General features: G+C 61.7%; 22 protein-coding genes and 1 pseudogene. 15 read left to right on the forward strand and 8 right to left on the reverse strand.

All coding sequences use genetic code 11. From position 1 onward, the window contains the following. The first annotated feature begins 16 nt into the window (after positions 1-16). The 14 genes from PQR53_RS03750 (at position 17) to PQR53_RS03815 (ending at position 18,194) form a co-directional block, all read left to right on the forward strand. Entirely contained in the window at positions 17-2,416 is a 2,400-nt protein-coding gene (locus PQR53_RS03750) for an arylsulfatase (protein ID WP_408451246.1), read from the forward strand. After that, positions 2,413-4,041, forward strand: a complete 1,629-nt coding sequence (locus PQR53_RS03755; protein WP_408451247.1) for a GMC family oxidoreductase — start codon at positions 2,413-2,415, stop codon at positions 4,039-4,041. Before PQR53_RS03750 ends, PQR53_RS03755 begins: the two co-directional genes overlap by 4 nt. Continuing rightward, complete coding sequence (locus PQR53_RS03760) at positions 4,026-4,298, forward strand: hypothetical protein (protein ID WP_408451248.1); 273 nt, start codon at positions 4,026-4,028, stop codon at positions 4,296-4,298. The genes PQR53_RS03755 and PQR53_RS03760 overlap by 16 nt, the downstream gene beginning before the upstream one ends. Positions 4,299-4,409: 111 nt before the next feature. Then, positions 4,410-5,543: a CaiB/BaiF CoA transferase family protein gene (locus tag PQR53_RS03765; RefSeq protein ID WP_408451249.1), complete on the forward strand. Its 1,134-nt coding sequence runs from the start codon at positions 4,410-4,412 to the stop codon at positions 5,541-5,543. A 155-nt stretch (positions 5,544-5,698) separates the two neighbouring features. After that, complete coding sequence (locus tag PQR53_RS03770; protein WP_408451250.1) at positions 5,699-6,484, forward strand: enoyl-CoA hydratase/isomerase family protein; 786 nt, start codon at positions 5,699-5,701, stop codon at positions 6,482-6,484. Positions 6,485-6,509: 25 nt separating this feature from the next. Continuing rightward, positions 6,510-7,751, forward strand: coding sequence for a thiolase family protein (locus PQR53_RS03775; protein ID WP_408451251.1), 1,242 nt, complete (start codon positions 6,510-6,512; stop codon positions 7,749-7,751). A gap of 22 nt (positions 7,752-7,773) precedes the next feature. Next, entirely contained in the window at positions 7,774-8,931 is a 1,158-nt protein-coding gene (locus tag PQR53_RS03780) for an acyl-CoA dehydrogenase family protein (protein ID WP_408451252.1), read from the forward strand. A 70-nt stretch (positions 8,932-9,001) separates the two neighbouring features. Beyond that, positions 9,002-9,778 carry an SDR family NAD(P)-dependent oxidoreductase gene (locus PQR53_RS03785; RefSeq protein ID WP_408451253.1) on the forward strand — a complete coding sequence of 259 codons (777 nt, stop codon included), beginning with the start codon at positions 9,002-9,004 and terminating at the stop codon, positions 9,776-9,778. Positions 9,779-9,830: 52 nt separating this feature from the next. Further along, positions 9,831-11,384: a class I adenylate-forming enzyme family protein gene (locus PQR53_RS03790; protein ID WP_408451254.1), complete on the forward strand. Its 1,554-nt coding sequence runs from the start codon at positions 9,831-9,833 to the stop codon at positions 11,382-11,384. Positions 11,385-11,493: 109 nt separating this feature from the next. Then, positions 11,494-12,981: an aldehyde dehydrogenase family protein gene (locus tag PQR53_RS03795; RefSeq protein WP_408451255.1), complete on the forward strand. Its 1,488-nt coding sequence runs from the start codon at positions 11,494-11,496 to the stop codon at positions 12,979-12,981. After that, positions 12,978-14,279 carry an MFS transporter gene (locus tag PQR53_RS03800; RefSeq protein WP_408451256.1) on the forward strand — a complete coding sequence of 434 codons (1,302 nt, stop codon included), beginning with the start codon at positions 12,978-12,980 and terminating at the stop codon, positions 14,277-14,279. The genes PQR53_RS03795 and PQR53_RS03800 overlap by 4 nt, the downstream gene beginning before the upstream one ends. 252 nt (positions 14,280-14,531) lie before the next feature. Then, positions 14,532-15,800 (forward strand): anaerobic sulfatase maturase, encoded by a 1,269-nt coding sequence (locus tag PQR53_RS03805; protein WP_408451257.1) that lies wholly within the window; start codon positions 14,532-14,534, stop codon positions 15,798-15,800. 287 nt (positions 15,801-16,087) lie between these two features. Next, positions 16,088-17,212: a porin gene (locus PQR53_RS03810; RefSeq protein ID WP_408451258.1), complete on the forward strand. Its 1,125-nt coding sequence runs from the start codon at positions 16,088-16,090 to the stop codon at positions 17,210-17,212. A gap of 115 nt (positions 17,213-17,327) precedes the next feature. Next, positions 17,328-18,194 carry an SDR family NAD(P)-dependent oxidoreductase gene (locus PQR53_RS03815; RefSeq protein ID WP_408451259.1) on the forward strand — a complete coding sequence of 289 codons (867 nt, stop codon included), beginning with the start codon at positions 17,328-17,330 and terminating at the stop codon, positions 18,192-18,194. Positions 18,195-18,235: 41 nt separating this feature from the next. On the opposite strand, the gene PQR53_RS03820 is transcribed toward PQR53_RS03815, so the two are convergent. Together PQR53_RS03820 and PQR53_RS03825 are read right to left on the reverse strand one after the other, a co-directional pair. Further along, positions 18,236-19,324 carry an SDR family oxidoreductase gene (locus PQR53_RS03820; RefSeq protein ID WP_408451260.1) on the reverse strand — a complete coding sequence of 363 codons (1,089 nt, stop codon included), beginning with the start codon at positions 19,322-19,324 and terminating at the stop codon, positions 18,236-18,238. A 506-nt stretch (positions 19,325-19,830) separates the two neighbouring features. Continuing rightward, positions 19,831-20,997: a porin gene (locus PQR53_RS03825; protein WP_408451261.1), complete on the reverse strand. Its 1,167-nt coding sequence runs from the start codon at positions 20,995-20,997 to the stop codon at positions 19,831-19,833. 195 nt (positions 20,998-21,192) lie between these two features. Here PQR53_RS03825 and PQR53_RS03830 point away from each other — a divergent pair. Next, positions 21,193-21,285, forward strand: a pseudogene (locus PQR53_RS03830) (metal ABC transporter substrate-binding protein); the annotation flags it as partial. Between the two features lie 226 nt (positions 21,286-21,511). On the opposite strand, the gene PQR53_RS03835 reads toward PQR53_RS03830, so the two are convergent. The 6 genes from PQR53_RS03835 to PQR53_RS03860 all read right to left on the reverse strand — a co-directional run bounded on the left by PQR53_RS03835 (position 21,512) and on the right by PQR53_RS03860 (position 25,936). Further along, on the reverse strand, positions 21,512-22,627 hold the full coding sequence (locus PQR53_RS03835) for a succinylglutamate desuccinylase/aspartoacylase family protein (protein WP_408451262.1): 1,116 nt from the start codon (positions 22,625-22,627) through the stop codon (positions 21,512-21,514). A gap of 301 nt (positions 22,628-22,928) precedes the next feature. Continuing rightward, positions 22,929-23,711, reverse strand: coding sequence for an ABC transporter substrate-binding protein (locus PQR53_RS03840; RefSeq protein WP_408451263.1), 783 nt, complete (start codon positions 23,709-23,711; stop codon positions 22,929-22,931). A 402-nt stretch (positions 23,712-24,113) separates the two neighbouring features. After that, positions 24,114-24,788, reverse strand: coding sequence for a GntR family transcriptional regulator (locus PQR53_RS03845; RefSeq protein WP_179740731.1), 675 nt, complete (start codon positions 24,786-24,788; stop codon positions 24,114-24,116). Between the two features lie 197 nt (positions 24,789-24,985). Next, on the reverse strand, positions 24,986-25,282 hold the full coding sequence (locus PQR53_RS03850) for a 2Fe-2S iron-sulfur cluster-binding protein (RefSeq protein ID WP_408451264.1): 297 nt from the start codon (positions 25,280-25,282) through the stop codon (positions 24,986-24,988). After that, positions 25,275-25,604, reverse strand: a complete 330-nt coding sequence (locus PQR53_RS03855; RefSeq protein ID WP_408451265.1) for a hypothetical protein — start codon at positions 25,602-25,604, stop codon at positions 25,275-25,277. Before PQR53_RS03855 ends, PQR53_RS03850 begins: the two co-directional genes overlap by 8 nt. Before the next feature lie 23 nt (positions 25,605-25,627). Further along, a complete protein-coding gene (locus PQR53_RS03860; protein ID WP_408451266.1) occupies positions 25,628-25,936 on the reverse strand; it encodes a 2Fe-2S iron-sulfur cluster-binding protein in 309 nt (102 codons plus the stop codon). Between the last annotated feature and the right edge of the window lie 75 nt (positions 25,937-26,011).

The raw sequence follows: 26,011 nt of genomic DNA on the forward strand, positions 1-26,011 counted from the left end.
ATGACAGGAGACCATCATGACCCGCGAAACCAACCCTGCGGCAGCCGCTTCCGATCCGACGGAGCCGTCTGCGGAAGAGACGGGCTCGATCGCGCAGCCCTATCTCACCAGCGCGGCTGCGGCAGGAACGCAGGCTCTGCCGTTTCCCAAAACGCCGACCGCCAGTGCCGCCGGACGTACGCTCGCCGAGTCCAGGCATCAGTGGCGCAGCAAAGCCAGCCATTTGCGCGCGGATGCGCCGAATGTCCTGATCATCATGCTGGACGACGTAGGCTTTGCACACGCCGATACCGTCGGCGGCGCGATTCATACGCCGACGCTCAGCCGGATTGCCGATTCCGGCGTGCGCTACAACGCCTTTCACACCACCGCGATCTGCTCGGCGACCCGTGCGTCGCTGCTGACGGGGCGTAACCACCATCGCGTCGAATCCGGGACCATCACCGAGCTGGCGAGCGATTTCGACGGCTACACCGGCGAGATTCCGAAGACTTCGGCGACCATCCCGGAGGTGCTCCAGCACTATGGCTACAGCACCGCCGCATTCGGGAAGTGGCATAACACGCCTGCCCAGGACGTCTCTGCCGCAGGCCCCTTCGACCGCTGGCCGACCGGGTGTGGCTTCGATCATTTTTACGGCTTCATGGGTGCGGAGTCCTCGCAGTACGAGCCGAATCTGTATCGCAACACCACCCCGATCGAACGGCCCGACGATCCGAACTATCACCTGAGCGAAGACCTGGCGGCGCAGGCCACGAGCTGGTTGCGCCAGCAACATGCGTTGGCGCCGGACAAGCCGTTTCTGATGTATTGGGCGCCGGGCGCGGTGCACGGCCCGCACCAGGTCTTCGGTGAGTGGTCGGATAAGTACAAGGGGCAATTCGACGCCGGCTGGGACGTCTACCGCGCGCAGGCCTTCCGGCGTCAGAAAGCGCTCGGCTGGATTCCGGCCGACAGCGTGCTGACGCCGCGCCCCGACACGATGCCCGCATGGGATAGCCTCGGCGACGATGAGAAAAGATTCCAGGCGCGCCTGATGGAGGTGTACGCCGGTTTCCTCGAGCATGCCGACACCCAGGCCGGCAAGGTCGTGGATGAACTGGAGCGGCTGGGCCTGCGTGACAACACGATGATCTTTTACGTGTTGTCGGATAACGGCGCGTCCTCTGAAGGCTGGAGCGGCACCATCAACGAGATGCTGACACTCAACGGCGTGCCGATGCCCTTCGCGCAACAGATGAAAATCCTCGACGAGGAATACGGCGGCCTGCCGGCATTGGGAGGGCCGAAGGTAGCGAACATGTATCACGCCGGCTGGGCCTGGGCCGGAGAAAGTCCGTTCCAGGGCACCAAGCTGGTGGCGGGTTATTTCGGCGGCACCCGTGTTCCCATGGCGGTGTCCTGGCCCAAGGGCATCAAGGCCGATGCCAACGTGCGCGGGCAGTTCCACCATGTCAACGATATCGCGCCGACGATTTACGACGTCATCGGCATTACGCCGCCGGAGTCGGTCAATGGCCTGAAACAGGATCCGCTGGATGGCGTGAGCCTCGCGTATACGTTCGCCAACCGCGACGCGGCCACGCAGAAAACGCATCAGTACTTCGAAGTGTTCGGCAGCCGCGGGATCTACTCCGAAGGCTGGATGGCGTCTGTTTTCGGACCACGCGTACCCTGGCTGCCGGGTGCCTACGCGGCCTATGCGAACTGGAATCCGGAGGAAGACGTCTGGGCCTTGTACAAGCTCGACGGCGACTATTCGCAGTCGAATGATATTTCGCGCGACTACCCGCAAAAGCTTGCGGAATTGAAGCAGAAGTTCGATAGCGAGGCGCGCGCCAATCACGTTTATCCGATCGGCGCGGGCTTAGGGCCTCTTCTAAATCCCGATGCGCGCGTGGGAACGACTCAGACCGAATGGCACTTCAACACGGAGGTCACGCGTCTGCCGGAATTTTGTGCGCCCAATCTGCGCGCGCGCAACAACCGGGTAACGGTCGACGTCGAGGTGGCAGCGGTTGGCAGCGGCGTGCTCTATTCGCTGGGCGCCGTCGCCGGCGGTCTGGTGCTCTATATGAACGACGGCTACCTGCACTACGAATACAACTTCCTGGGCGTGGTGAGAACACGCTTACGTTCACCGGACAGGATTGCGCCGGGTTCGCATCGGCTCGATCTCGAGACCGTGATGAGCGGACCGGCACCCGGCGCGCCTGCAACCCTGGTGATGGGCGTCGACGGCGTGGAAGTGGCGCGAGGCACGACACCGTTCACCGTCCCGCTTGCGTTCAGCGCGAGCGAAACCTTCAATGTCGGCGTCGACCTCGGGTGTCCGGTTACGCTGGACTATCGTGACCGCGCGCCGTTCAGATTCAACGGCCAGATCAACGACGTGCATATCGTGTACCTGCCATGATCGACTACATCGTCGTTGGCGGTGGGTCGGCGGGCTGCGTGCTGGCAGCCCGTCTGAGCGAGGACCCAAGGGTTCGGGTTTGCCTGCTCGAAGCGGGCGCAGCCGATAACAGTGCGCTGATTCAATGTCCGGCCGGTCTTGCAGCGTTGATCCCGTATCGCATCTTCAATTGGGCATTTGACACGATTCCCAATCCCGGGCTTAACGGTCGCATCGGCTACCAGCCTCGCGGCAAGGCGTTGGGCGGGAGTAGTTCGATCAACGGGATGATGTATATCCGTGGAGACCAGGCCGACTATGACGGCTGGGCAGAAGAGGGCAACGTCGGCTGGCGTTATGCCGAGGTGTTGCCGTACTTCAGGAAGTCGGAGAACAACGAGTTCTGGGGCAGCAATCCATATCACGGCGCCGGCGGTCCGCTCAACGTAGCGGATGTGCTGGAACCGAGCGTCTATGCAAGAGCATTCGTCGAGGCGGGCGTGCAGGCAGGTCACTCGTCCAATCCTGACTTCAATGGCGATCGCCAGTTGGGTGTGGGGCTGACGCAGGTCACGCAAAAGAACGGCGAGCGTTGCAGTACCGCCAAAGCGTTCCTGACACCGAATCTCAGCCGGCCGAACCTGCAGGTCATCACTGGCGCGCATGCCACGCGAATCTTGATGGAGGGCAAGCGCGCGGTCGGCGTCGAGTATCGGCAAGGGCGCGAGGTCAAGGTCCTGAAAGCCACGCAGGAAGTCCTGTTGTCGGCGGGCGCCTTGCAGTCGCCCCACATCCTGATGTTGTCGGGCATCGGGCCTGCCGCGCATTTGCAGCAGCACGGCATTGCCGTGGTCCACGATTCACCGGGCGTGGGCCAGAACCTGCAGGACCATATCGATATCGTTCACAGTTACGAAGCCGGGGCGTCGCGAGGGCTGTTCGGCCTGTCGCTGTCAGGTGTGTGGTCCGTCGCGAAGGGCATTCGCACCTGGATGAAATATCGACGGGGTGTGCTGACGTCCAACTTCGCGGAGGGCACGGGCTTTGTGAAGACGCTGCCGGAAGAAACGCGCCCGGATGTGCAACTCGTATTCATCGTTGCAAAGCTGATCGATCACGGTCGAAAGATCCTGATCGGCAATGGATACTCGGTTCACTGTGGCCTGTTGCGTCCCAAATCCCGGGGCAGCGTCTCATTGGCGAGCGCCGATCCGCTGGCGCCGCCGCTGATCGACACGAATTTCCTTGCCGATCAGGATGACGTGAGCCGTCTGATTCGCGCGTTCAAACTGGTGCGTGGAATCATGCGCCAGCCGGCGCTGGCGCGATTCGGCGGTAAGGAATCCAGAAACTCGGCTCGCGCACAGACCGATGCGCAGATCGAAGCATTCATTCGCGATCACGCTGACTGCGCTTATCACCCTGTCGGAACCTGTCGCATGGGTAACGGCGCGCTCGATGTGGTCGACGATCAATTGCGCGTAAGAGGGGTGCGGGGCCTGCGCGTCGTCGACGCGTCGATCATGCCGAACATCGTGTCCGGCAACACCAATGCGCCGACCATCATGATCGCGGAGAAAGCCGCTGACATGATCAAGGCAGCGGCGCTGGCCGCTACCCGGGAGGGCAAATGCTGCGCGTCCTGAAGTCTGCGTGCCTCGTCATCTATGGATTCGGGCTGGCAAGCGTCGTTTTGCCCGGACCGACAAACGGACTCGCACATGCTTTTGAGCTTGTGGCGATGACATTTCTGTTTATCCATGCGCTTGAAGTCGTCTTCGCGTTCGAGCGAGTGCGGCGGTATCGGGGGCCGCTGGTGCTCAGTGTGCTTCTGACGCTTCTGTTCGGCGTGCTGCACTGGATGCCCCTCATGAAAGCGCGACCGAGCGGCACAAAAAACTAGAGACGCGGCGGCTTCGGTCAAGCGGCGAAAGGCACAGCGCCATTTCGCCTCGTTTCACCGTTCGCCGCGCGCTGCGACAGCTCATCATCTTTATCTTCGAGGAACAGAACCATGGGTGTTCTCGACGGAATCCGCGTCGTGGAAATAGCGGGTATCGGGCCGGCGCCTTTTTGCGGCATGTTGCTCGCCGACATGGGCGCCGAGGTCATTCTGATCGAACGCGCCGACGTTGACGGCGGCGGCATGCTCGATCTCGGCAAGAGCGCCATCGTCAATCGCGGCAAGCAGTCCATCGCGCTGGATCTCAAGGACGCGCGCGCGATCGACGCCGTTCTGCGGCTGATCGACGGCGCGGACGCACTGATCGAAGGGATGCGTCCCGGCGTGCTCGAGCGACTCGGTCTGGGACCGGACGTCTGCCTGACGCGCAATCCGCGCCTCGTGTACGGGCGCATGACCGGGTGGGGCCAGACGGGGCCGCTGGCACAGGCGGCCGGACACGACCTGAACTACGTCGCGCTCTCCGGCGCGCTCTGGTTCGCAGGCGAGCCCGGCAGGCCGCCTATGCCACCGCCGACGCTATTGGGCGATCTGGGTGGCGGTGCGCTGTATCTGGCAATGGGCGTCCTCGCAGGCATTCTGAGCGCGCGTCGCACGGGCTGTGGGCAAGTGGTGGATGCCGCCATCGTCGACGGCAGCGCCAATCTGATGAACCTGTTGCTGTCGGTGCACGCCGCGGGGCATCAACCCATCGAACGCGGCCGCGGTCTTCTGGATGGCCCGCACTGGAGCGGCACCTACGCATGTGCCGACGGTCATTTCGTCAGCGTGCAGGCGCTGGAGCCGCAATTTAATGCGCTGCTCTTCAACAAGCTGGGGCTGGGCGAGGATCCGGATTTCAGGCAGCCCTATCACCCGCATCGCTGGGGCGCGCTGCGCGAACGACTGGCCGCCTTGTTCGTCACCCAGCCTCGGCAGCATTGGGTCAGCCTGCTCGAAGGCAGCGATGCCTGTTTCGCGCCGGTGCTGACGCCGCTCGAAGCCATGGCGCATCCGCATATGGCAGCGCGTGGCGTCTATGTCGAGCGCGACGGGATATTGCAGGCCGCACCGGCGCCGCGCTTCTCCGCGACCCCGTCTGCCTCCGTCAGCGCCGTGCCGAAGCGTGGCGAGCACGGCGTCGAGATGCTTCGCGCCGCTGGCATGAGCGAAAGCGAAATCGGGCAATTGCTGCCCGCTCTCTGAGGCACCGTCCCGCGCGATATATCGCCGGGACCTGCGTCTTCATTCCAATGACCTGTTGCGCGCGGCAGTTCTCCCTACGATCAGCACACTCGCCAATTTCTTGAGGGCGGCGCATTCGTCGAGCGTCCTGATCACTAAAAAAGTATGGAGATGTCATGAACGAAGACGTTCTGTTGTACCAGGCCGAGGGGTCTGTCGCCCGTTTGACGCTGAATCGCCCGAAGGCGATGAATTCGCTGAATCTGGCCGTGCTCGCGGAGCTGGATCGCCGGCTGACTGAGATCGCAGCCGACAATGAAATGCGCGTGCTCGTTCTCACCGGTGCCGGGGCGGCCTTCTGTGCCGGCGCCGACCTGAAGGAAGTCCTGGCGGGCCAACACCTCGGCCCCGGCGAAGCGGATTTTCTCGATCGTGCGAACCAGGTGTTCGGGCGTCTGCGCAACTTCCCGAAGCCCGTGATCGCAGCGTTGAACGGCGTCACGATGGCCGGCGGTCTTGAACTGGCGATGTGCGCCGACCTGGTCGTCGCCGCGGAGAGCGCCACGCTTGCCGATGCACACGCCAACTTCGGCGTGTATCCGGGCGCAGGTGGCGCGGCTGTGCTGCCGCGGCTCATTCCGCTCAACATGGCCATGTATTTGCTGTTGACCGGCAAGTCCCTGTCGGCCACCGAGATGAAGGCATGTGGCCTTGTCTGCGAAGTGCATCCGGATGCGGCCCTGGCTGACGCCGTGATGAAGCTGGCCACGCACATCGCGCGTAAGAGCCCGATTGCGCTGCGCCGCATGAAAGAAGTGGCACGCCAATCCGCCGACAAAACGCGCGACGACGCGTTGCTGCACGAACAGGTGATGCTGCGTCAACACATGCGCACATTCGACTTCAACGAAGGCTTGCAGGCCTTCGCCGAAAAGCGCGCGCCCCAGTTCCAGGGCCGCTGAATCAAATCGTAACGGGAACAGAAACATGAACGATATCTATGTGGCCGGCGTCGGCATGACTGCCTTTGGGCGCCTGCTTGAAAAGTCCGTGTATGACCTGGTGGGGGAAGCCGTAACGCTTGCGTTGAAAGATGCGGGCTGCAGCACGGCTGACATCGGCGCCGCGTATTACGGAACCATGACGAATGGCCAGTTTCAAGGCCAAACCGCGATCCCGGGTCCGATTGCGATGCGCCGCCTCGGGATTGAGGGCGTACCGGTGTTTACGGTGGAAAACGCCTGCGCCACGGGTTCGTCGGCATTCAATCTGGCGACGCTGGCGTTGCGCTCGGGCAGCTGCGATATCGCGCTGGCCGTCGGCGCGGAGAAGATGAATATTCCGGACAAGGCGAAGATGTTCGCGGCGTTCGACGGCGGCTGGGACGTGTCGACGGTGGAGCGTAACAAAGAGACGCTGCTCGCCATGGGCGAGGGCGTGACGCCGCCGCCGGGCACCATGTCGGAGCGCCCGTACAGCGTTTTCATGGACGTGTACGCCGCCATCAGCCGCAACCACATGCTGCGTTACGGCACCACCCAGCGGCAGATCGCGGCCGTCGCCGCGAAGAACCATCAACACTCGGTGCACAACCCGCTGGCACAGTTTCAACAGCCCTTCAGTATCGAGGAAGTATTGGCGTCGCCGCCGATCGCCTATCCGTTGACCACGTTGATGTGCTCCCCCATCAGCGACGGCGCGGCTGCGGTCGTGCTGTGCAATGCGGCGGGCCTGAAGCGACTCGAGGGCGCGGCGCGCCGCGCGGTGCGTGTACTCGCCAGCATCGTGCAAACCGGTACGACACGCGGCCTCGATGAACCGCACAAAATCGTTGCCCATCTCGCGGCCAAACGGGCCTACGAACAGGCTGGCGTCGCGCCTGCCGACGTCGATGTCGCAGAGGTTCACGACGCTTGCGCGATTGGTGAAATTCTCAATGCCGAGTCGCTGATGCTGGTGCCTTTCGGCGAAGGCGGCCCGGCGGCCGGGCGAGGCGATTTTACGGTCGGCGGCTGCATGCCGATCAACCCTTCCGGCGGTCTGGAATCGAAGGGGCACCCGATCGGTGCAACCGGTCTCGGCCAGATCCACGAACTGGTGACCCAGTTGCGCGGAGAAGCGGGCAAGCGCCAGGTGGACAACGCCCGCGTCGCGATCCAGGAAAACGGTGGCGGTCTCTACGGTATTGAAGAAGCCGTTGTGGCCGTGACGATCCTCGCCAAACAGTAAGTCATTCAGGGAAGCCGAGAAGATGGGACACGTATTCAGAACGGAAGAGCAGCAAGGCGCGGTAGACGGATTGCGGCGCTATCTGGCAGACAAAGCCGATCCGCTGTTCAACAAGGAGTATCGCGACAGGTTCGTGCCGAAGGAACAGATGGGCGAGTTCATGCGTGAGCTCACCCAGTTCGGCCTGATCTCGGGTGTCGTCGGCGAAGAACATGGCGGCCTGGGCCTCGATTGGCTCACGATGATCATGCTGTTCGAAGAAGTGGCGGCCACCTCGATCGATTTGTCGGTGCCGGTGCTGATCAATAGTTTCTGCGCGCAAATGGTTGCGAGGCTGGCCCCTGCGCATCTGCGTGAGCGCTATCTGCCGGGGCTGCTCAAAGGCGAATTGTTTTGCAGCGCGGGTATCTCGGAACCGGACGTCGGCTCCAACGTGCTGGAGATCAAGACGCGGGCTCGGCGGGATGGGGATCATTACATCATCAATGGCGAGAAGACCTGGATCAGTAATGGTGCCTATTCGGACATTTTGATTTGCACATGCCGGACCGGTGACGATCCGCGCCGCGGCCTGACGCACTTTCTGCTCGACCGTAAAGAGCACCCGTACGAAGTTCGGGACATTCATAAGATCGCCTGGAACAGCCAGTCGACCGCGCAGATTTTCCTCACCGATGTCCGCGTTCCGGCGAGCAACATGCTCGGCAACGAAGGAGAGGCGCTGAAGAACACGCTGACGATGTTCGAACGCTCGCGCGTTTTCGTTGCCGCCCAGGGTCTGGGTATCGCCCGGCGTGCGTTGGAAGAGGCGACGCGCTATGCCACGGAGCGCAAACAGCACGGCAAGGTGATCGCGGGACACCAGTTGATCTCCGCGATGCTGGCTGAAATGGCCACGAATGTCGACGCGGCGCGCCTCCTGACTCAACGCGCGGCATCGATGATCGAAGCCGGCGTGCCGGCCGAAATGGAAGCCGCGATGGCCAAATATTTCGCGTGTGAAGCTGCCGTGACAATCGCCCGCCAGGCTGTGCAGATTCACGGCGGTAACGGGGTCACCAAAGAGTTCCTGGTCGAGAAGCTGGCACGCGAAGCGATTGTTGCGCCGATTCCCGAGGGCACGAGCCAGATCCAGCAACTGATCATCGGGCGAGCGCTGACCGGGGTCAACGCATTCTGATGCATGGCGGCGCGCCCAGCGCCGCCTGCACGAACCACTTTCAATTTCTCAATTTCCAGTCGGAACTCTCATGCGTATTCAGGACAAAGTCGTCGTTATCACGGGTGGTGCTTCGGGGCTTGGCCTCGCCACCGCGCTCTACCTCACGCAAGAAAAAGGTGCCCGTGTTGCCATTTTCGATCTGAATGTCGAAGCCGGCGAAAAGGCGGTAGCGGACATCGGCGCCGATCGCGCGATGTTCGTGCAGACGGACGTCAGCAGCGAAGAGTCGGTGCAGAAGTCGGTCGGCGAGGTGATGGCCCGCTTCGGTGCCATTCACGTCTGTATCAACGGCGCGGCAGTGCCGACCCCGTTCAAGGTGCTGGGCAAGGAAGGCAAGGCCGCGCCCCTCGCCAAATTTGCACAGACGACCGCGGTCAACCTCAACGGCGTGTTCAACGTCATGTCCAAATGCGCGGAGCAGATGGCGACGAACGAAGCGGAATGCGGCGAAGAGCGTGGCGTGGTGATCAACATCTCCTCCGGCGCTGCGTACGAAGGCCAGATCGGGCAGAGCGCCTATGCCGCGACGAAGGCAGGCGTTATCGGTTTGAACATGCCGGCCGCACGTGAACTCGGTGCGATCGGCGTTCGTGTCAACGCGATTGCTCCCGGCCTGTTCATGACGAGCATGGTGGCGGCACTCGACGAGAAAGTGCTGACGATGCTCAAGGAGCAGATGGAAGCGCCCAGGCGTCTAGGCGATATGCGGGAGTTTGCTCACTGCTGCGCGTTCATCATCGAAAACGCTTACCTGAATGGCGAAACCATTCGTCTCGATGCGGCGTCACGCATGCGAGCGAAATAAGATTGGTTGTTCCCTGATCGTTTCAAAGCTGGTGCTGGAGGAAATGAATAAAATGAGATTGGCAGACTATTTCGACGCTGTAGCGACGCTTCACCCGGACAACCTGGGTTTTGTCGATGGCGCCACTCGCATGACGTACGGTGAAGCTCAACAATACGTTCACGCGGTAGCTCACGGGTTGACGCGCGCGCGTGAAGCGGGCGCGGGCACGCATGCGGCAATCTATGCGCCGAACGACTACCGCGTCAGCCTTCTGCACCTGGGTATCAACCTGGCTGACTCCGCGTGGTTGTCCGTCCACATTCGCAATTCGGTTGAGACCAATGCCGAGGTGCTCGAATACTTCGACACCGACATCGTGTTCTTTCACAGCTATTTTGAAAGCAGCGTTCCCGTGCTGAAAGCTGTGCTGTCGAAAGCCAGGCTGTATGTCTGCATCGACCGCGAATCCGAGCATGGCGTGTCGATGGATGAATGGCTCAAGGATTGCTGGAAGCCATTCCGCAACCAGCCGGAAAACCCGGCTACGCGCGCTTTCCTGCAGCCGACCGGCGGTACCACCGGGCCGTCCAAGGGCGCGGTGCATACGCATCGAAGCCTCGAATTCATGGGGCAGGGACTCGCTTCGGCCTTCGGCATTACGTCCAGTTCGCGGCACTTGTGCGTGGCGCCGCTGACGCATGCTGCAGGGCTGCTGGCCCTTGGCTTTACGATCAAGGGTGGGGTCAACATCATCTTGCCGAGTTTCGATCCAGAGGTCTTGCTGGGCGTGATCGAAGCGGAAAAGGTCACGCATCTGTACCTGCCGCCCACGGCGGTCTACGGTCTGCTGGCGCATCCGCAGACGAAGCAGACGGACTTCTCGTCGCTGCAGGCGTTCATTGTCGGCGCGGCGCCTATCGCACCGGAGAAGTTCAAGGAAGCGGTTCACGTGTTCGGCCCGATCATGTACGAGAGCTTCGGGCAAACCGAAACGCTGGTGCCGATCCTGGTCAAAGGTCCCGCCGACTACCTGAAGCATGACGGCAGCTTCGACGAAGACGTGGTGAAGGCTGCCGGGAAAGCGGTTGGCGTGGCGTGTCTTGCCATCATGGACGAAGCCGGCAATCTGTTGCCCGCCGGCGAACGTGGCGAAATCGTCGTGCGCTCGTCGATGGTCATGCAGGGCTACTACAAAAAGCCGGACGACACGGCTGCCGTCTCGACGTTCGGCTGGCACCACACCACCGATGTCGGCGTGCGGGATTCGCGTGGCTATATCACCATCGTGGACCGCATCAAGGACATGATCGTCACGGGCGGCTTCAATGTTTTCCCCGTCGAAATCGAGAAAGTCATTCAGAGCCATCCCGCCGTTCTCGACTGCATCGTGATCGGCGTACCGGATGACAAATGGGGCGAGGCGGTGAAAGCGGTAGTTCAACGCAAGCCGGGGCAAACCGTCTCCGAAGAAGAGATCATGGCGCTCTGCAAGGAACATCTGGGGAGCACCAAGACGCCGAAGAGCGTCGAGTTCTGGGTCGACTTGCCGCGTAGTGCCGTGGGTAAGTTGCTCAAGAAAGACGTCCGGGAAAAGTATTGGGGCGAGCAGTGGCGATCGGTGTGAGCGCCGTCGCTTCGACGCGCCGGCGGTGTGCCGGCTGAAGCGCACGGTGAGGTAGGATCAGTACTCGATCGAAGCCGCGTCGAGAACAAGGGTGAACGGGATTGCCGAGATGAATGACGCCGTTGAGAATCTGCAGGATGTATTGGCCCGGCAGCGTGATGCATGCCTCGCCAGCCCTTATCCGGAACTGAAGCAACGCAGACGCGAGTTGAAAGCGGTGCGGGAGGCGTTGAGCCGCTACCAGGATCAGCTCGCAAGCGCGATGAGCGACGATTTCGGTCGCCGCTCCGAATTCGAATGCAAGATGCTGGACGTGATGTTCCCAGCGCTGCAGATCGATCACGCGCTCGCCAGTCTGCGGCGCTGGATGAAACCCCAAAAGCGGCGCACCGACTGGCTGTTTCGCACCAACGGCGCCAAAGTGGTCTACCAGCCCAAGGGTGTCGTCGGCGTGATTGCGGCGTGGAACTTTCCGGTTGTCGAGGCGGTGGGACCGATGATCATGGCGCTTGCCGCGGGCAATCGCGTGATGATCAAGATGTCGGAATTCTCGCCACGCAGCACGGCGGTCGTGCGCGAAATGCTGGCCGAAGTATTTCCGGAAGAGCAGGTGGCGGTGTTCGGCGGGGGCGTGGAAGTCGCACAGGCCTTTGCGAGTTTGCCGTTCGATCACATCGTATTTACGGGTTCGCCGGCCGTCGGCAAGGAGATCATGCGGGCGGCTTCGGCGAACCTGACACCCGTCACGCTGGAACTCGGCGGCAAGTCGCCGGCCATCGTCGCTGCGTCTGCGAGCATCGCGGCCGTAGCGCGTTCGATCGCGCACGGCAAGGCTTTCAATGCCGGTCAGGCTTGTGTCGCACCGGATTACGCTTTGGTGCCGCGCGCTCGGATCGACGAGTTCGTTGCCGCCGCACGGAGCGCGTTTCAACAGATGTATCCCAACCCGGTCGACGATCCGAATTACACCTGGATTGCGTCCGATCGTCACGCGAAGCGTGTGCATGAACTGCTCGACGATGCGGTTGCCAAGGGCGCCACGGTGGCCTCGTGCGGCACCGGAGACGGCCGGCGAGTCGTGCCGATGCAGATCGTGACAGGTGTGACAGCGGATATGCGCATCATGCAGGAAGAGCTCTTCAATCCGATACTGCCTGTGGTGGCTTGCGATTCGCTGGACGAAGCTATCCGGTATGTCACGGCGCGACCTCGTCCGCTGGCGCTGTACTACTACGGTACGCACGCGGACGAAATCAAACGTCTCGAGCGGGAGGTTCACGCCGGCGGTATGACAGTCAACGATTGGGCATGGCATGTTTTCCAGGGCGACCTGCCGTTCGGCGGTACCGGCAACTCGGGAACTGGAAGCTGGCGCGGGCCGGAGGGATTCAAATCCCTGTCGCACGGCAAGTCCGTACTGACAATGAAACGCTGGTTCCCGATCGGCCTGTTTCGGCCACCTTACGGCACACGCGTTCAACGGCTTATCTCGGCGCTATGTCTTGGGCATCCCGACCCGGCGTTGAACCTTCCATCTTCGTATGAGCCCGGCCGATACGATTCGACGGCACACGAATCCAGCAGGGAGTCAGCATGAGAACCCTTCACCTGATCCAGGTCCGCAGGGCCGGCGGCGCGAGCGCATTCCAGGGATCGAAGGCTTACGCGTGGACCGTGTTCGCATTGAGCTTCGGTTTGATTCTGTCGGATTACCTGTCGCGTCAGGCCGTCGGCGCTGTTTTTCCATTTCTCAAGCCGGTGTGGGGCGTCTCGGATTCGCAACTGGGCGCGCTCGTCAGTATCGTGTCGCTGGTGGTCGGCGTGATGACCATTCCGTTGTCGTTCATCGCGGACCGTTGGGGGCGCGTCAAAAGCATTACGTTGATGGCATTCGTCTGGTGTTTCGCCACGATCGCGTGCGGACTCGCGACCAGCTACACGCAAATGCTCATCGCCCGTGCCATGGTCGGGTTTGGCGAAGCCGCCTACGCGGCGGCCGGCGCGGCGCTACTCGCTCACACGTTCCCCGAAGGCAAGCGCTCCGCGGTGCTGGGGGCGTTTCAATCGGGCGGCATTTTCGGCTCCGTTCTGGGGGTGGTGATTGGCGGTGCGGTCGCGAGCCAGTTCGGCTGGCGCTATGCGTTTTTCGCCGTCGGCGCACCGGGTCTGCTGCTCGCCATCCTTTACCCCATCTTTGTTCGCGACTACGAGGTTCCTCCCTTGCACCGGGGTGAATCAGATGCATCCGTCAAGAGGCGGCTGCGTTTTGCCGAAGTATTCAGGCAAGTGTTCGCTGCGCGCTCCGGCAACTTCACGTTTGCCGCGTTCGGTCTGCAGATGGGTATTCCGGCCATTTTGATCGCATGGATGCCAACGTATTTCAATCGCTTCTACGGCTATGACCCGAAAAAGGCGAGCTTGATCGCGGCGGTGGTGGTGCTCGTGCTGGGTGTGGGCATGCTCTTTGGCGGTGGCCTGGCCGATTGGTTGAGCCGGGGGCGGCCACGCCATCGGGCGCTCGTGCCTGCTGCTTACGCGCTGATTTCCGGGCTGATGCTGTTCGCGGCGTTCGCGTTGCCGCCTGGTCCAGTTGCGCTTGTCCTGCTCATCGGCGGCGCGCTGTTCGCGGCGGCGCATGGGGGCTCCGCGGTGGCGATGCTGATCGACGTCACCAATCCCGCTGTTCACGCCACCGTGACGGCAACCGCGGTGCTGGGCGTCAGTCTGCTTGGCGCGGCGCCGGGGCCTTATCTGGTTGGACTTTTGTCCGACGTGGCGAATCTGCGAACGGCGCTCAGTGTTGCGCCCCTGATGTCGCTGAGCGCAGCGGTGCTGTTTCTGCTTGCATCGCGTTACTACGAAGCGGATATCGCCGCGCGAAACGCGGCCGGCTAGAACCAGCGGCCAATTCTGTTTGTGCCTCACGCCGGGTGATTCTGGCGTCCCCCTGAAAGACTACCCTTTTGGCCGCAATGACAGGCGCGGGATTCGCTCGTCCCATACGATGAACCATCGACGCAAAATGGCCAGAACGGGCCGTGATGCAGTGGTGATTTAGCCAAATCTCAAGCGGGTTGCTTGTTCGTCCAAGGTCATAGCCATGATTTCTATTTCGTATTCCCGAGCGGCCCGCGGCTGCTATCAAGCATGAACGCCGAAGCCGCGGTATCGCTGACCGGTATTCATCTGATGGCCAAGCCCATTGGCGCGCTTTGCAATCTGGATTGCGGCTATTGCTTCTACCTCGAAAAGCAGAACGCGTTTCCGCCACGCGAGCGCTTTCGCATGTCCGATGAGGTGCTCGAAGCTTATGTCCAGCGATATATTTCGGCCCAGTCGGCGCCTGAAGTCGAATTCACGTGGCAGGGCGGTGAACCGACCTTGCTGGGGCTGGCATTCTTCGAGCGCGCCGTCGCGGTGCAGCGCAAGTTTGCTCAGGGCAAGCTGATTCGCAACACCTTGCAGACCAACGGCACGTTGCTTGACGACGAGTGGGGTGCGTTTCTTCGGCGCGAGCGTTTCCTCGTGGGCGTCAGTCTGGACGGTCCGCGTGCCCTCAACGACGTGGCACGCCCTGACAAGCGCGGCCAATCAAGTTACGACGATACCCTGCGTGGGTTAGCCGTCTTGTCGCGACATGGCGTGGATTTCAACGTGCTGGTCACGGTATCCAGCGCCAATGTGCATCAGCCGCTTGAGATTTATCGTCATCTGAAAGAGCTAGGGGCGAATTTTATCCAGTTCAATCCGGTCGTGGAGCGCGTGGCTCAGCCTGAGGAAAAGGTCATCGGGCTGCATTTTGCCGTTCCCCCGTCGCTCAGCCTGTCTGCCGTCGCGAAAGCGAAGCCGGTGGCGCGTACAGCAGCAGAAGTGACTTCGCACACGGTGGATGCGCTTGCGTACGGCACATTCCTGTCCACGGTGTTCGATGAATGGGTTCGTCACGACGTCGGCGTGGTCCATGTGATGAACTTCGAATGGGCGCTCGCGTCGTGGTGCCAATTGCCCGCAGGCGCGTGCATTTTCAGTCCGCGTTGCGGCAAAGCGGCCATCGTCGAGCACGACGGCAGTGTCTACTCCTGCGACCATTTCATGTACCCGGAATATCGCCTTGGCAACGTCATGTCCGACGACGTGGCCGGCATGATGTCCTCGCCGGCACAGACGGACTTCGGCATGGCGAAGGAAACCTCGCTGCCAGCCGACTGCCTGCGCTGCGAATTTCGCTTCGCCTGCAACGGGGAGTGCCCCAAAAACCGCTTTATCGAAACCGGGGATGGCGAGCCCGGCCTCAATTATCTGTGCGCCGGCTATAAGGCCTATTTTCGCCATATCACGCCCGCCATGAACGTCATGGCGCGCTTGCTGGGGCAGGGAAGGCCGGCGGATGAAGTCATGGACTTCATTCGCCATTGAAGCGGAACCCATGACGTTTCACCTAATCGTCGCGGCGGGACGTCCGGTCTGACTGACCATCCGATACAGCCGACGCGAACGACCTCAAGCGCGTATTGGACGGCGGTGCTGCTTCGACGATCCGTCGTGCCGCGCCGCCCGTTGAGGGCTGAGGAGCGGCTTACACAAGCTGTTCGACGGCTGACTGCTGACCACGAGTCTCGCAGGTTGCTGGTTTTAGAAAGTGATGCACAAAAAAATTTCCGGTTGCCGCGTGGACACCGGATCAAGTAATCCAAGGAGACAAAATGAAAAGAGGCTTTGCAGCAGCGATCGTGTTGGCAACAGTTGGTAGTACTGCGCATGCACAATCATCGGTGACGTTGTACGGAGCGGTGGATACGGGGTTGCTTTATCAGAATACGTCGGCGGCTTCGTACAGTCCCGCCGCGCCGAATACCGGTCACATTTTCAAATTGAAAGACGGCGGCATTTATACCAGCTTTCTCGGGTTCAAAGGAACGGAAGACCTGGGAGGTGGGTGGAAAACCAACTTTAAATTGCAAGGCGCGTTTGACAGTACCAGCGGCAAATTTGGTTTGAGCGGTACCGCCGGCGCGGCGGCGCAATTCAATCAGGAGGCGTCGGTTGGCCTGGCTGGCCCGTACGGGTCGCTCACCATGGGCCGGCAGATCATTCCGATGACCTACGCGATGGCGTACACCGATGTGCGCCAGGGTGGCTACTTCGGCAGTATCTTTACTGCGCTGGTCAGTATGAATTCCGCCGCGGGTTGGCCCGGCACCAGTACCAACGCACAGCTCGGGGCGGTGTTCGACGACAACGCCATTGTCTATGTCTCCCCGAACTTCGGCGGCGTGACGGCAAGCCTGGAATACGCACCGGGTGGCGTAGCGGGACAAGCGCAGGGCGGCACACGGGAATCCGCGGTTTTGCAGTACGACAACTACGGACTGAAGCTCGCGGCGGCCTATTACAACGGCCACGATACCAATCCCGGTCCGACCAGCGTGGCGACCGGGCTGGACAACAACCGGTTCTACTACCTGGGCGCGCTGTACACCATCAATGGCTTTACGGTCAGCACGTCGTTTAGCAACGGCCGCAATCCAGCGCATCCGAAAACCACCAATTTCGACATGATTTCCGGCGGCCTCGGCTATCGGTTCACGCCCGCGTTCGAGGTGACAAGCGGCGTGTATTACATCAAGGACGAAAACAACTCGGCGAACAAGTCGACCGAATTTGTGCTTGGCGCGGACTATAGTCTTTCCAAGGCGACCACGCTGTATGCGCAGGTGGGCTACGTCGACAACCGTGGCAAGATGAATCAGTCGATCGAGTATGGACAGCCGGTCGCGCCGGGCGCCAATACGACGGCGGCGATGATCGGGATCAGAAAGCGGTTCTGACGGCTGCTGCGCGGGTGCCACTGAAAGCTGCACATTTGCGCGATTGAACTCCTATGATGCCGATGTCCAGGTCGTTCTTCAACGGACTCGATCGCCTGGCAAAGGAGGGTATTCCATGGTTGATTCAGGGCAGCCCGTGTCCGTCGTGACGGGGGCGACTGGCGGGATTGGACGCTGGATCGCTCTCGGGCTCGCGCAGGCCGATCACCACCTGGTGTTGGTCTGCAGGGACGCCGTGAAGGGGCGCGCGCTCGCCGGCTGGATCAGGCAGCATGCGCCTGCCGCGAGCACCGAACTGAGGCTCGCCGATCTGAGTTCGCTGTGGGCGGCACACCGTCTCGGTCAGGAGATCGCCGCTATGCACCCGCGGCTCTCCGTTCTGGTCAACAACGCGGGCATGTTCACCGCGCGGCGGTCGACGACAGCGGAAGGCCACGACATCGTGCTGGCGCTCAACCATCTCGCGCCACTCGTGCTGACTGATGCGCTGGAGCCGGCGCTTCGGGCTGGAAGCCCCTCGCGGATCGTGAACGTGGGTTCGTCGACCTCGGACCGTGCGCGAATCGATCCCGACGACCTCGAACTCGTTCGGCACTGGGCCATGGTACGCGCCTACGGATGTTCGAAACTGGCGATGATGATGTCAACGTTCGCGCGGGCGCAACGGCTGCGCGGCAGCGGCGTCGTGGCGAACGTCGTGCATCCGGGGGCCGTGGCGACCGGTCTGGTTCGCGAAGGTGGCGCAATCGGCGCCGCGTGGCGGCTCATGGGGCCGTTCCTGCGCACCGCGCAGCAGGGGGCGGACACGCCGCTCCACGTCGCATTGGCGCCGGCCTGGGAGGCGGCCACCGGCCTGTATGTCAAAGACCGCGCCGCAGTACGTCCGAACCGGCGGGCACTGGACCCAGCGCTCGTGGAAAAGGTCGAAGCCGCTTCGAGGAAGTTGGCGGCACGCACCACCGTTGTGGATCTACCGCGTTAGGCGAGCGCGCGAACCATGGCCCGCAGCGCTCAACGCACCGCTCAATCCAGCGCATGTTCCTGAACCGGCGCTTCATCCGCCGGGCGGCCAGGCGAAGCCTGTCTTCCGGACTGCAGTTCCCTCCCGGCATGTTGCCGCAGCTGCGCGAGCACACTCAGGATACGGATGTGCAGGCTGCCGGAACGCGCCTGAGCGTCGAACGCGCCCCGCACGGGTGAGGGCCGATCGGAAGCGTCGAACAAGGTGGGTGCGTGCCGCTTCTGCAGTGCGGCCTCATCCGTCAGTTGGCCGCTGTAACCGAGCTTGCGGATGGCCGCGGCGACAAGTCCCGGCACGAGTCGAACGCCGAGCGAGAACAGAATCGCCGTTGAGGTCACCGGCATCTCCGCACGTCCGCTGATTAGCGCGAGGCGGATCGCCTCAGCGACGACCTCCGGCTGGTAGACCGGGGCCATCGGCCGCCCGAGTTGACCCATATGTGATATCGCGTGGTCGAAGAACGGTGTGTTCACCGCGGGCGGGAACACGCTTGTCAGACGCACGTGGCTGCTATCCTGGGACAACTCCGCGCGAATCGACTGGCCGAAGCCGCGCACCGCGTGCTTTGCGCCGCTGTAAGCGGACAGCAACGGCATGCCATGAAACGCGACCGCGGAACAGACGTTGACGATTGAGCCGCGATCGCGCGGTATGAACCGCCGCAATGCGACGCGCGTGCCATTGACCGTGCCCATGTAGGTGACGTCGGTGACGCGCTGGAACTCTTCGGCGGGGGTATCCAGAAAGCGGCCATAAGTGCCGTTGCCCGCGCAGTTGATCCATGCATCGATGGGGCCGAGTACCGCCTCGATGCGCGCGGCCGCTGCTTCCAATGCATCAAGATCGGCGACGTCGGCCTGTTCCATCGCGGCGATGGCGCCATGGCGATGCACATCGTCGCAGACTGCCTCGAGACCGGGGCGCCCGCGGGCAATGAGGCCGATCCGCCAGCCATATCGGGCGAACAGGTTGGCCGTGCCGCGCCCAATGCCCGAGGATGCACCGGTGATCACTATCACGGGCGTCTCAGCCCGTGGGTTCGGACATTCGCAGTGGCTGGATTGCATCAGGAAATCGGGGTCGCTCGGCATTCAGATATCCCTGTCGGTCTGCGCTCTGTCATTGCTAGCTAACCTGTCTTTCAGGCTTGAGAAAGTTGCAGCGTCATGCGGCAGCGATGTGCGGACTCGCGCCCGTGATGCCGGGCCTCTGCGACTTTAACGGTGAGCGGAAATCTCCGGCACAGAGTATTTCAGGCCGGTGGTTCACGATATTGGACCTTGGGCCAATGGAGCCTTGTTTTGCGCGGCGTCTGCAAAGGAGCCTCTGTTCGAACCTCCGCAGCGGAAGACCGCGTTCCGCCGATGAACGAAACCGCTCGCGCGGTGGAGGGCGCCGGCCATCAAAAGACGATGAGGCTGCGCCCCTGATTGTCCGTTAGTCGAGCCATCGCAGCCATTGAGTCCGTGAGTACTTGCGTGCGGCCACCCGAAACTGAAGAACCGGTCCCCCAAAAGAAAAACGCCCCGCAGGGCGTTTTTCATCATCCTGGCACGGCAAGGAACTCGCGCGCCTCGCCGGCCAGGACAAGACTCGCTTAGAACTTGTGACGGATACCGACGCGGAATGCCAGCTGGTTGTCCGCACCCGTGCCCGACGTGTTGAAGAAGCTCGTGCTCGAACCGATCTGTGCTTGCAGATCCTGCGTGCCGTTGCGGCCGGACGCGAGCTGGTAGATGCCCAGTGCGTAGACGTCCGTACGCTTGCTCAGTGCGTAGTCGACGCTCAGGTCGGCCTGGTTGAAGTGACCCGTGTTGGCGTCGCTCAGATGCATGTACGTATAGCCCGCGCTTGCCGTCAGTGCCGGCGTGAACGCGTACTTCGCGCCCGCTTCGTAGGCCGTGAACGTCGTCGAACCGCCCGTGATCGGTTCGAAGCGCGTGTTCGTGTACAACGCCCACAGCGTAGCGGCGCCGATCGAGTAACGGCCGCCGACACCGAACGTGCGCAGATCGCGGATATTGCCCGTCGACTGGTTGGCGATGCTGGTCGAGAACGCCGGGGTTGCCTGGCTCGGGTAACGGATGTCCGTGTACGCCGCGCCCACGCCGAACGGGCCGTTTGCGTAGTTCGCGCCGAAGCTGTAAGCACGCGACGAACCTGCCACCGGTGCCGCGGTCGTGCCGGTCGCCGGTGCGCCGGCGAATGCGCCAGCCTGGTTCGAGAAGCCGTACATCGCGCCGAAGGTCAGGCCCGCGAAATTCGCGCTGCTGAACTTGACCGAGTTGTTGATACGGCTCGACGTCAACTGGTCGAGGTCGTTGATGTGGTAAGCGTAGTTACCCGCGACGGTCTGGCCGCCGGTCGAGTAGCTGCCGCCCAGATAATCGGTCGAAAACGAATACTGGCGACCGAACGTCAGCGAGCCGGCGGTGTCCTTCGACAAACCGACATACGCTTGACGGCCGAACAGCGCGCCGCCCTGGCCGAGCGTGCCGTTGCCGCTGTTAAAGCCGTTTTCCAGCACGAACAGCGCCTTCAGGCCGCCACCGAGGTCTTCGGTGCCGCGCAGACCCCAACGGCTGCCTTGAGCAACGCCGTCGTCGTACTTGACGAGGTTGTCGTGACCGCCGGTGGCGGTCTTCGAATTGTTCACGTAGCTGATACCGGCATCGATCAGGCCATACAGCGTGACGCTGCTTTGCGCGTGGGCGGCGGTGGCGAAGACGGCGAGCGTAGCGGCGGTCAATACTTTCTTGTTCAAGACTTTCTCCGATAAATAGTTTAGCGATCGCGACGCGGTGCTCTGCGGCAGGGTCGTGCGATGGCCCGAAATTTAAGGGAACGCAGAGTAACGTATGTGACAGCCCGTCGATTTTTGAAATCTGTCGCGCCGGCGCGACACTCACATCGCGTCGCTGACTGAAACATTCATGTCACGCCGCTCATAAGCTTTTTCCGGATCGGGCAGCGCGGCTACAAGATCGTCAACGTCGGTTTGACCTACGTTTCGCCGATGGGCTTCTATTCGAAGAAACTCAAGTCGCTCAAAGTCGACACGCAGTTCAAAGGCGCGATCATTCCGGCTTTCTGAGCGGTTTTTATAAGCGGTTTTTCAGCCGCCTTTGAGCAGATCCGTTCTCTCGCCACAGATGCGTAAACGCAGATCGCCCGCTGAAATAGCGGGCGATCTGCTTTGCGGCGGGCATTGCCTGTGTAGGCCAATACGCGTGGGTCAATACGCGTAAGCGCGGCCTCCGGTGTTCGCCAGAGATTCCTTAGTTGCTCAACAACGACCCGCTTCTGAACGCCTTCGCACCCGCAATGCGCGCGAATTCCAGCCCGGCCGTCGCAAAGCGCGTCAAATGCCGCGCATACAGCACACCGGCGACGGTGCTTTTCAGCGTCACGATGCGATCGGTCAACGGATCGACGATGTCGGCGATCTCATGGCCGACATCGACCCAGGTACCCACTTCGCAGCGATACACCAGCACACCGCTGATCGGCGCAACGATTGGTTCGGTGCCGGCCAGAGGCGTGGCCGCGAATTCGAGCGCCGGCAGCGGCGCGGGCGTACCGTCGATCACGCCGCGCGAGGTCAGGTATTCGATAATCGCCTGAGCGTCGCGCTCGGCGTACTCGTACGACACTTCGCGTTGACCGCGCAGTTCGACCGTGACCGAGATCGAGCCGTTCGGAATCGGGAAACGGTCGCCGTAACGGCCGCGCAGATCCGACCAGCAGAAGCTGTGGATTTCGTCGAACGGATTGCCCACCGAATTCAGCGCCAGCAGCGACGCCTTTGCGTCCAGATAGCAGGCCAGCGGCTCGACTTCCGGCCACAGATCAGGGTTGGTATAGAGGTGCAGCGCGGCTTCCCAGTCGCAGTGCAGGTCGAGTACGACATCGGCGTCGCACGAGAGCTTTTGCAGCGCCAGACGTTGCGATTCGAGTTCGTTTGCCGGCTTTTGCTCATCGAGCGCCTCGCGCATCGCCGCGCGGATCGCGCTGCGATTGGCGTCGATGTTGTCGGTCAGACGCGCCTCGATACGCGGCTGAATCAGCGCTGCGAGTTCGTAGAAATTGCGATTGAAGTTCTGCGCGCTGTTGGTCTCGAAGCGGCCCGTCAGATGGCCGAGAAAATGCTGATTCAAGCCGATCGGATTGGCCACCGGCACGACCACGACTTCGCCGCGCACCTTGCCGGCGCCTTCCAGCGCGGCGAGTTTGCGGCGCAATGCCCATGAGACCAGCATGCCAGGCAACTCGTCGGCATGCAGTGACGACTGGATGTAAATCTTCTGCCCGCCGCCGGGACCGTAGTGAAAACTCGTCAGATTACGGGCGGTGCCGAGCGTCGGGGCAATCAGCGGATGGGTTTGGGTTTGCATGGTTTTCGAATCCGCGGGCAACGGGAGATGCCGCGCTATGTCGTTGATTACAGGGGGAAAGGGTGTTTCATGGCCGATCATTGGCGGGCCGGATCGCGGCGCCGCTATCGCACGATCTTAGCCGATATGACGCGATGCGGGGTCTTATGCGGTGTCGTGCGGCATGCGGGCAGGCCGGTTCCGCCCGATTGTGGCCGAGCTTGAACCGCCAGGCGGTCCCGCAAACGAAACGGGCCCCGCATGGAGCGGAGCCCGTTTCAGCAAGCCGGCAAGCGCGCCGTCAGACGCGCGTGGCCGATTCTTAGCTGCCGTACACGTTGAAGTCGAAGTACTTCTTCTCGATCTTCTTGTACGTACCGTCCTTGATGATGTCGGCGATCGCCTTGTCGACCTTCGTCTTCAGATCGGTGTCTTCCTTGCGCATGCCGATGCCCGCGCCTTCGCCGAGGATCTTCGGATCGTTCAGATCCTTGCCGACGAAGTCGAAGCCCGCGCCGCGCGGCGTCTTCAGGAAGCCGATTTCAGCTTGCACGGCGTCCTGCAGCGCTGCGTCCAGACGGCCCGACAGCAAGTCGGCGTAGACCTGGTCCTGGTTCTGATACGGCACAACCTTCGCGCCCTTCGGTTCCCAGTAGGTCTTTGCGTAGGTTTCCTGGATCGTGCCCTGTTCCACGCCAACCGTCTTGCCCTTGAGCGAGTCGGCTGTCGGCAGGATGCCCGAACCCTTCTTCGCGACGAGGCGCGTCGGGGTATTGAACAGCTTCGACGAGAAGGCGATCTGCTCGGCGCGTTGCGGCGTCATGGACATCGACGAGAGTACGCCGTCGAACTTCTTCGCCTTGAGGGCCGGAATCATGCCGTCGAAGTCGTTTTCGACCCACACGCACTTGGCCTTCAGGCGCGCGCAGATTTCATTGCCGAGGTCGATATCGAAGCCAACGAGCTTGCCGTCCGAACCCTTCGACTCAAACGGGGGGTAGCTGGCGTCAACGCCGAAACGGATGGTCGACCAATCTTTAGCGTGTGCGCCAATCGAGACGGTGGCAAGCAGAGCAACCGTCAAAGCCGCTAGCAGTTTTTTCACTGTTTAACTCCTCGGTGTGGTTCAAATACTCCCGTATGCGGTTGTACCGCTGCGGGACGCCCGGCGCGACTTACGACCGGGCTTGGGTTGAAGCTGCGGGCCGGGGCGGCCAGCAGCGCGCGCCAAGCTTATCAGTTCAAAAAGATCGGGAAGCTAGTGAAACACCGGATGGCGTACGGGAATAGCTTTTTAAGCCTAAATGTGGTCGAGATGCGACGGCGGCGCGAATGCGGATCGCATTGCGGTTTGCTTTGTTCGTTGCGTTGTAAAGGCGCTGTAAAAAAGTTGGCTAATGAGCTTGGCAAATTCGGTTGCCAACGCCTGATTCGAAACCCGTTTCCTGGCGATATTGCCCGCGTGGCGGCAACGTCAAACCCGCCACGGACGGTTTCAGAATCTGCTTCAGAAGCGTTCGAGATAGTGTTGTGCCGCGCGCATCACATGCCGCTCGGCGAGCAGTGCCGAGAGTGTCGCGTCGCCGGATTGCACCGCGCGCAGGATCGCGGCGTGCTCTTCCCAGGTGGTACGCACTTCGGCGTCGTTGGCGTTGACGAACAGCATGCGAGTGCGGTCGCGCAATGAGCGCATCAGGTCGGACAGCATCGAATTGGCACCCGCCGAGTACAGCAGATCGTGGAAACGGGTATTCAACTCCAGCAGGCCGGCGGTTTCACCGGCCGCCACCTTGACGTTGCCTTCCTGCAATACGCGCTCGATCTGCCTGACGAGTTCCGGGGTGCAGTGCTCGGCGGCGAGGCGGGCATTGAGCCCTTCCAGCGTGGCGCGAATCTGCACCATCTCGCGCGCCGCGGAGGGATCCAGCGATGCCACGATCGCGCCATGGCGCGGGCGGACCTCGACCAGACCTTCCGACGCCAGCGCGCGCAACGCCTCGCGCACCGGCACCCGCGACACGTTGAGTTCTTCCGCGATGCGGCCTTCGACCAGACGGTCGCCGGGCGCATAGGCGCCAGACGTGATGGATTCCCGCAAACGGGCGATGACGAGTTCCGACAACTGCTTATGCAGTATCGGTTCGCGCCCGCTCGCGCCAGAGGCTTCCCGCTCGCTACTCATTCCATCCCCCGAAAAAATGGCCTTGCAACAATCATGCAATAGGCCACGCATAGCCATGCATCTGATGCGCCGATTTTACCGCATAGGTTGGATTCAGTAGACTGTAGACGTCATACAGAAGCAGTTTTTGTTGGTAAAGCACGCCCGGGCGGGTTCACTGGCTTGGCCGGCCGGCGCCCGGGTCGCCGCGGGGGGATTCACCACGAAACGCTGACGTCACCGTTGACGAACGTCTGGCAGGCCATCCGGTAGCCTGCTTCAAGCTCTTGTGCGTTGAGATGGCGCAGTTCCTTCTGTTTCACCGTGTCGGTATTTTCACGTCCTTCCTCGACCCTGCATTTGCACGTGCCGCACAGGCCGCCGCCGCATTTGAAAGGGATGCCGCCTTGCTCGCGCAGCGAGACGCGCAGCAGGTTGCTGTTGGCCGGCGCTTGAACCGTTTTGCCGCCGTTCGTCAGAAATGTGATTTGAATCATCGAAAGCCTGTCAATCAAATGCGGTTGTACCGTGTTCAGCCGAAGTATTTCGCTTGACTAACCGTGCGTCGGCCTGAGTGACGCCCGCGAGCGCCTGGATGGAGACCAAGGCAGCCTCACGTGTGGAAAATTTCTCGAAGAACTTGGTGGGCACCAGGTTTACTGTGGGCGCCGAAGACTCGTCGACGATCCTCACTCTGCTGTCTTTCTCGATCGAAGCAAGCACGAAAGTGGCGATGTGACGATCGCAATAGAAGTAGTCATAGGCGCCGAGCGGCGTGATGCCGTCCGTTGCTTCACTACGGTACTGCCCGGGTTTGCTGGTGAGAATGATGTACATGAGCGGCTTTTAGAAAATGCGATTCATTGCGCGTCCCCGGCTTCGTCCTGCGTGAGTTCGATGTCGTGTTCGATCCAGAGCTGACAGGCGAGCCGGTAACCGGCGTTCAGCCGTTCACCAAGTTGCTTCTTCTCTTTCCAGTTGGGCGGCGGCAACTGCTCCGCGCCGGCGATGACCCGGCACGCGCATCGGGAACACTTGCCCATGCCGCACTCATAGCGCAGATGCGGAAAGGGAAATTGACGGATGCCGGCACGCACAACGAGATTGGTGTTCTCTTTGACCGTGTCTCGGTACACCTCACCGTTTTTGTGGAACACGACGTTGGGCATGGGTTGGCTCCTCGGCAGCTGGGCAATATATGTACACCGTATACAATAATCGAAAACATTCGTAGACTGTTTTTC

Origin of the sequence: Paraburkholderia fungorum (assembly GCF_046027605.1) — a bacterium.
GTDB classification, from domain to species: Bacteria; Pseudomonadota; Gammaproteobacteria; order Burkholderiales; family Burkholderiaceae; genus Paraburkholderia; species Paraburkholderia fungorum_F.